The following is a 5,701-nucleotide window of genomic DNA, read 5'->3' on the forward strand; positions in this document are numbered from 1 at the left end:
ATTTTTACGTATTATGGATTCCATCATGTGCTGAATACTTTTGAATTAGGGATTACCTCTTCCTCTTTATTAAGGATACCAATGTACCTGCCGGAGTTGTTTTTACCTGTGGGAGGCGCCTTGATGTGCATAGCCTTTATCTTGCAGATAATAGATGGTGATATTCACAGGGGAGGGGAACATATTTGAACATTTTCTTTATTGGTGGACTAGGAACATTTTTACTCTTGGGCTTACCTGTAGCATTTGCTCTTTCATTACTCGCTGTAGTGGGAATGTATATATTTAATGGTGGGACTTTTGCATTTATGCAAGTGCCAATTATCTCTTACAAAGCTCTCGATGATTTTTCCTTAACTGCTTTGCCTATGTATGTATTAATGAGTCAAGTTTTGCTAGTAAGTGGCGTAGGTAGAGACTTATATGAAATGGCCAGCAGATGGTTTCGTCACTTACCGGGAGGACTTGCAATTGCTACACTCTTTTGTTGTGCAATTTTTGCAGCTATATCAGGTTCGAGTGTTGCCACTGCAGTAACGGTAGGCTCGGTAGCTTTACCAGAGATGGTAAAGAGAGGATATAATAAGAGACACGTACTTGGTATGCTAGCTGCTGGTGGTACTCTGGGAATTTTAATACCACCCAGTGTTCCGATGATTATTTATGGCTCAGTAACTGGTGAGTCAATTGGTAAGCTGTTTATAGCTGGAATTGTCCCGGGTATAATACTAACTATATCTTTTATGATTTTTGCTTCATATCAAACACGTCATATCAAAGATAAACCAGCTACTTGGGCCGAAAGAATGGAAGGTACTAAAACTGCTATTTGGGGCTTGTTATTACCAGCAATTGTAATAGGGGGAATTTACACTGGTATTTTTACTCCTACGGAAGCTGCAGCAGTAGGTGTAATGGTTAGTTTTGCAATTTCGTTGTTTATCTATAAAAATCTAACGCTTGCAAATTTCAAAAAAATAATAATTGAAACTGTAAAAACTAATGCAATGATTCTATTTATCATTGTTGGAGCTATGTTACTTGGCTACATAATGACAATTTTAAATATTCCTCAAACCATTACAAATTATGCTACAAGCCAAGAGATTTCGCCATGGATTATATTTATATTAATCAACATAGTTTTGCTAATATTAGGTATGTTTTTGGAGACAATATCTATTTTGGTAATCACTTTGCCTATCTTATATCCAATAATAATGGCATTAGGATTTGACCCAATTTGGTTTGCTATTATTATGGTTATAAACATGGAGCTTGCTCTTATTTCTCCTCCAGTTGGTTTGAATTTATTTGTTTTAAAGGGAATAGATAGAACTAATAGGATAGATGAAATTGTTAAAGGGGTAATTCCATATGCAATAATTATGATTTTGTTAATAGTGGTGTTATCTGTTTTCCCGGAAATATCCACCTTTTTAATTAGTGATATAGAATAATATTTTTCTAAATTACAATGTAAATACAGGAGAGAAAGACAAAAAGTACTTCAGGTCCTTGAAGTTCTTTTTGTCTTCTTCCTATTCATATAAGGTACTATCTAACTCCCCATCTTCCTGATATATAGAAAGAATTCCATTATGGTCATTGACGTAAGGCTTTGCCTTTTCAAGCAAAGCATCTTTTGTACCCTCAGAGAAAATAGCTCTTTCCCCATTTTCTTTTAGCAGTACCCAATCTTCCGAACGAGCCTTTACTTCATATTTTGGGCGGTCATTATCGTCTCCATTTACTGCCTTTCTTGCCTGGGCTGTTGCAATAGCTATTGCTCTTCCTTCATCAGTATCGTCTCTTAATAATGCATTCGCAATTTCAATTGCCTTTTCTCGAACATCCGGCTCAAGATTTTTCATTGAAGCTGGATAATCATTTTTACTCCACGGCATATCTATCGCCTCCTTGGCTAAGAAATTCCCCGAAATAAATCAAAATAAACATCCCGTACTGAAATAGTAAATTATTTTCAAGGAAAATCTTATTATTCTTTTCGGGAAGATACTCATTCGAGTATAATTATTTAAATACTTTCCAATATTTGGAGTGATTTGAGTGGAGTTATTAATTATTAGACATGGAGAATCGGAAGCTGATCTGTTAGATGTGCATGAAGGTAGAGCGAACTTTCCTTTAACTGAGTTAGGTATTGAACAAGCTAGTAAGATGGCTACATACGTGAAGAGTCATTTTCCACCAAACGTTATATTGTGTAGTCCTCTAAGCCGTGCAAAGAGTACTGCGACTATTCTACAAAGTAATATAGGCTGTGAGCTGTATGAGGAGTCTGACTTAATGGAGTTTAATAACGGAGTACTCGCGGGTTTATCTCGAGGAGAAGCAGCTATAAAATACCCTCTACCTAAAGAAGGAAGACCAATTTATATACCAATTGAAGCTGGAGAATCCGAGTTAGCGTTTCGTTACAGAGCAGAATACATCCTTCGCAAAATAATAGAAGAATACAAGGATTATCAAAGAGTAGCAATTGTGTCACACGGCGGCTTGATCTCTAACCTTATTAAGGCGTTTCTACAATTGCCAGTTAACAGTGACTATATTTTCCCTACGGGAGACACGGGAATGCATTTACTAACCATTGAAAAGGACAAGCGTATCATCAGGTTTTTAAATAGACTGGAGCATATAAATAACGAAGAAGAGGTGATTAAATGATTTTACATACATCCATTCAGGGGGCCGGTGAACCACTCTTATTTTTGCATACGGGCTTACAAACTGGAAATACAGATTATCATTATCAGCAGAACTTTTTCAAAGATAGCTATCAAGTGTTTGCCCCAGATTTAAGGGGACATGGTCAGTCGCTTTCTGATGATATTGAAAACTTCTTTTTAGATTCCGCGAAGGATTTATTGGAAACCATCAATCATTATCAGCTGAAAAAGATTCATTTGGTTGGATGCTCACTGGGTGCAATTGTAGCTGTACAATTTGCAAGACTTTTTCCAGAGCGAGTTCAAACACTCACTGTTTCAGGTATCATGCCAGTTAAACCGGACAACTGGCTGGATTTGCATATGCAGGATGTAAAAACTCAGGGACAGATTTTATTGAACAATGACTTTATAAACTATTTCAATGAACTACATTCTTCAGATTGGAGAAGGTTTATTTACTTGGGGAAAAAAGAGGACTGGTATCCTTTTGAAGATATGTTAGCTATGTATCACTTCGAGTTCCCGGTCCTATACATAGTTGGGGAAATAAATGTGCATGAAACTGTAGGGGCAACCATTTATCCGGAAGAAAACAAACATATTCACGTTGCCGTTATCCCTTTTGCCGGGCATTTAGTACATGAAGACCAGCCTGCTATTTACACCGTTATAGTAAAATCCTTTTTAGAGTGCTCCTAAAGTTAAATTATTATTTTAAACAAGTTTTTTGGCAGGCAAGCATATGCTATCTATATATGCAATTTGGAAGGGGATCTTATGTATTTAAATGCGTTACATCCTTGTCCTCTCATTCGGACTATTTCCGTTAATGGGGAAGGCTCAATTACTGTTTCACCGAATTATGCGTTGCTACAAGTAGAGGTAAGTACGGATGGTAGCGAGGTTGAGGAAGTTCAGCAAAGAAATGCAACCATTATGAATCAGGTCATTCAATCCATACTAGAGCTAGGTATACCAAGAGAAAATATACAAACAGCTGCATATAATATTTTCCCGCGTTACGATTTTGTAGATGGAAAACAGGTTTTCAGGGGATATGAAGTGACTAATGCCATTTCGGTAAAAATACCTGATGTAAGCATGGTAGGAAAAGTGATTGATACAGCAGTCAGAAATGGTGCAAATCGAATTTCTTCTCTTGAATTCAGATTAGAAAACGAAGATGCCTATTATCAAAGAGCTCTTAGTAAGGCTTTAATGAATGCACAATTAAAGTCAAATACAATAGCAGAAACAATGAGGCTTTCAGTTTCACCACAAGTTATAGAGGTAGTGGAAGAAAAAGAAGGAAGTCCGATCGTACCATATAGAGCGATGTTAATGGAATCATCTACAGGAGCAACCCCAATAGAACAAGGTGTAATTACAATAATAGCTAGAGTCACAGTTAAGTTTCAATACTAATAAATAATTAATATTGTGTATAAAAATACGTAATATCCATTTGCATAATACCTTTTTACAACTTATCATGTATATATAGGTAAGGAGGGTTCAGGATGGATGCAATTGATATTCTAACGAACTTGGATAACTTGCAAGCATATTTTCAACCTATTTTTAGTGCAGACGAGCATATAGTAGTCGCATACGAGGTTTCTGGAAAATTGCTGCAAGATGATAAGCTAATAAACTTAAATGCGTTTGCTTTTGATGAAGAGGTGCCAGAGGAGTATAGAGTTGAGGTCGAACAAAGAATTCTTCATATTGCTTTAGGGGAGCTTGTAGACCAGCCAAAAAACTTTGATATATATCTTCCGTGCAACGCCAATTTACTAGTGCTAGATTATGGCGAAGGTTTTTTTGATATTATAAAACAATATATCCCCGAGGAAGAGCTTTCCCGTATTGTTATAGTTATTTCCGAGCATAACTTTAAAGGGGATTTTCATCAGTTAAATAATATAGTACGTTACTTTAAAACCTATGGAATAAAAATAGCGATTAACCAATTAGGCTCAGAGAGTCATCTCGATTATATACAAATGCTAGCACCTAATATCCTTAAGGTAAATATAGAGCAGTTAAGCTATGAATCCTGGGGAGCACAGAATGACCTTTTTACATCACTTAGTTCATCAGCGCGTAAAATTGGAGCAAATATGCTTTTTGAGGGTATTGATACAGTTCACCAGCTTCAATTTGCCTGGAAAAATAGTGGCCGATACTATCAAGGGAAATATTTAGCTGAAGCAGGCACAGGGCTAATCCCACGAAATCAATTAAAGAAAAGCTTTAAGGATAGATGTCGTCAATTTATTGCAACAGAAAAACGGATATTAGAAGAGAATTACAAGGCATTGAAGGAATTACAAGTTAATCTAGAGAAAAAAGTTCAAGCTATTAAATCTTCTAGCGAGGAAGTAGAAGATTTATTGAAACTAGCTGAAGAGCTAAGTGAATACTCGTTCCGTCTTTATATTTGTGACGAGGAAGGCTTCCAGACCTCGCCCAATATTGTTCGAATTGATTCGCATTGGGAGGTTGAAGAAGACGCCATTAACAAAAACTGGAGCTGGCGCCCATACTTTCTAAAAACAATTATTAAGATGAGAAATGATCAAAGTGGTGTGTTCTCTGATATTTATAGCGATATTCAAACAGGCGAAATGATAAGAACCTTCTCTGTACCAATCAACGAGAATGAATATATGTTTATTGATATTTCCTATGATTATTTATTTAAAAAGAATATCTTCAGATGAAGCCTACTAGTAGGTGAGGGTGCCTTACTATAACTAAAGAAAATCCATCTATCGAAATCTTACCTAAGGTTTCGATTTTTTTGTGTATATTTATTGCCCAGATTAGAGCTATATTTTTCCGTTTCTTTCAAGGATATTAGGGAATAGCTACAATATGTCTGATTTTAAAAGGCGAATTATACATAAAAAGAAGGTGTTTTGACATGAATATACTTTGGGGAATTGGTGGAGTTATTGTTGTGATCGGGATTGCTTTTCTCCTTTCCAATGCTAAAAAGT

7 protein-coding genes are annotated in these 5,701 nt (G+C 36.1%); 6 read left to right on the forward strand and 1 reads right to left on the reverse strand.

Annotation, left to right across the window (positions count from 1 at the left end; genetic code table 11):
* Positions 1-189: TRAP transporter small permease subunit (locus AC06OU_RS01970; RefSeq protein WP_475853607.1), on the forward strand; the 189-nt coding region annotated here is incomplete at its 5' end.
* Complete coding sequence (locus AC06OU_RS01975; RefSeq protein WP_298472187.1) at positions 186-1,460, forward strand: TRAP transporter large permease; 1,275 nt, start codon at positions 186-188, stop codon at positions 1,458-1,460. The genes AC06OU_RS01970 and AC06OU_RS01975, both read left to right, overlap by 4 nt.
* Positions 1,461-1,541: 81 nt before the next feature.
* Here the strand turns inward: AC06OU_RS01975 and AC06OU_RS01980 are convergent, their stop codons facing one another.
* Complete coding sequence (locus AC06OU_RS01980; protein WP_298472189.1) at positions 1,542-1,907, reverse strand: DUF2188 domain-containing protein; 366 nt, start codon at positions 1,905-1,907, stop codon at positions 1,542-1,544.
* 163 nt (positions 1,908-2,070) lie between these two features.
* Between AC06OU_RS01980 and AC06OU_RS01985 the strand changes: the two genes are divergently transcribed.
* The 4 genes from AC06OU_RS01985 to AC06OU_RS02000 all read left to right on the forward strand — a co-directional run bounded on the left by AC06OU_RS01985 (position 2,071) and on the right by AC06OU_RS02000 (position 5,422).
* Positions 2,071-2,691, forward strand: a complete 621-nt coding sequence (locus AC06OU_RS01985; protein ID WP_475853608.1) for a histidine phosphatase family protein — start codon at positions 2,071-2,073, stop codon at positions 2,689-2,691.
* On the forward strand, positions 2,688-3,395 hold the full coding sequence (locus AC06OU_RS01990; RefSeq protein WP_475853609.1) for an alpha/beta fold hydrolase: 708 nt from the start codon (positions 2,688-2,690) through the stop codon (positions 3,393-3,395). The genes AC06OU_RS01985 and AC06OU_RS01990 overlap by 4 nt, the downstream gene beginning before the upstream one ends.
* Before the next feature lie 78 nt (positions 3,396-3,473).
* A complete protein-coding gene (locus AC06OU_RS01995; protein WP_475853610.1) occupies positions 3,474-4,121 on the forward strand; it encodes an SIMPL domain-containing protein in 648 nt (215 codons plus the stop codon).
* A gap of 95 nt (positions 4,122-4,216) precedes the next feature.
* Positions 4,217-5,422: an EAL-associated domain-containing protein gene (locus AC06OU_RS02000; RefSeq protein ID WP_475853611.1), complete on the forward strand. Its 1,206-nt coding sequence runs from the start codon at positions 4,217-4,219 to the stop codon at positions 5,420-5,422.
* The last annotated feature ends 279 nt before the right edge of the window (positions 5,423-5,701 follow it).

The sequence above is a fragment of the Psychrobacillus sp. genome (assembly GCF_056205495.1).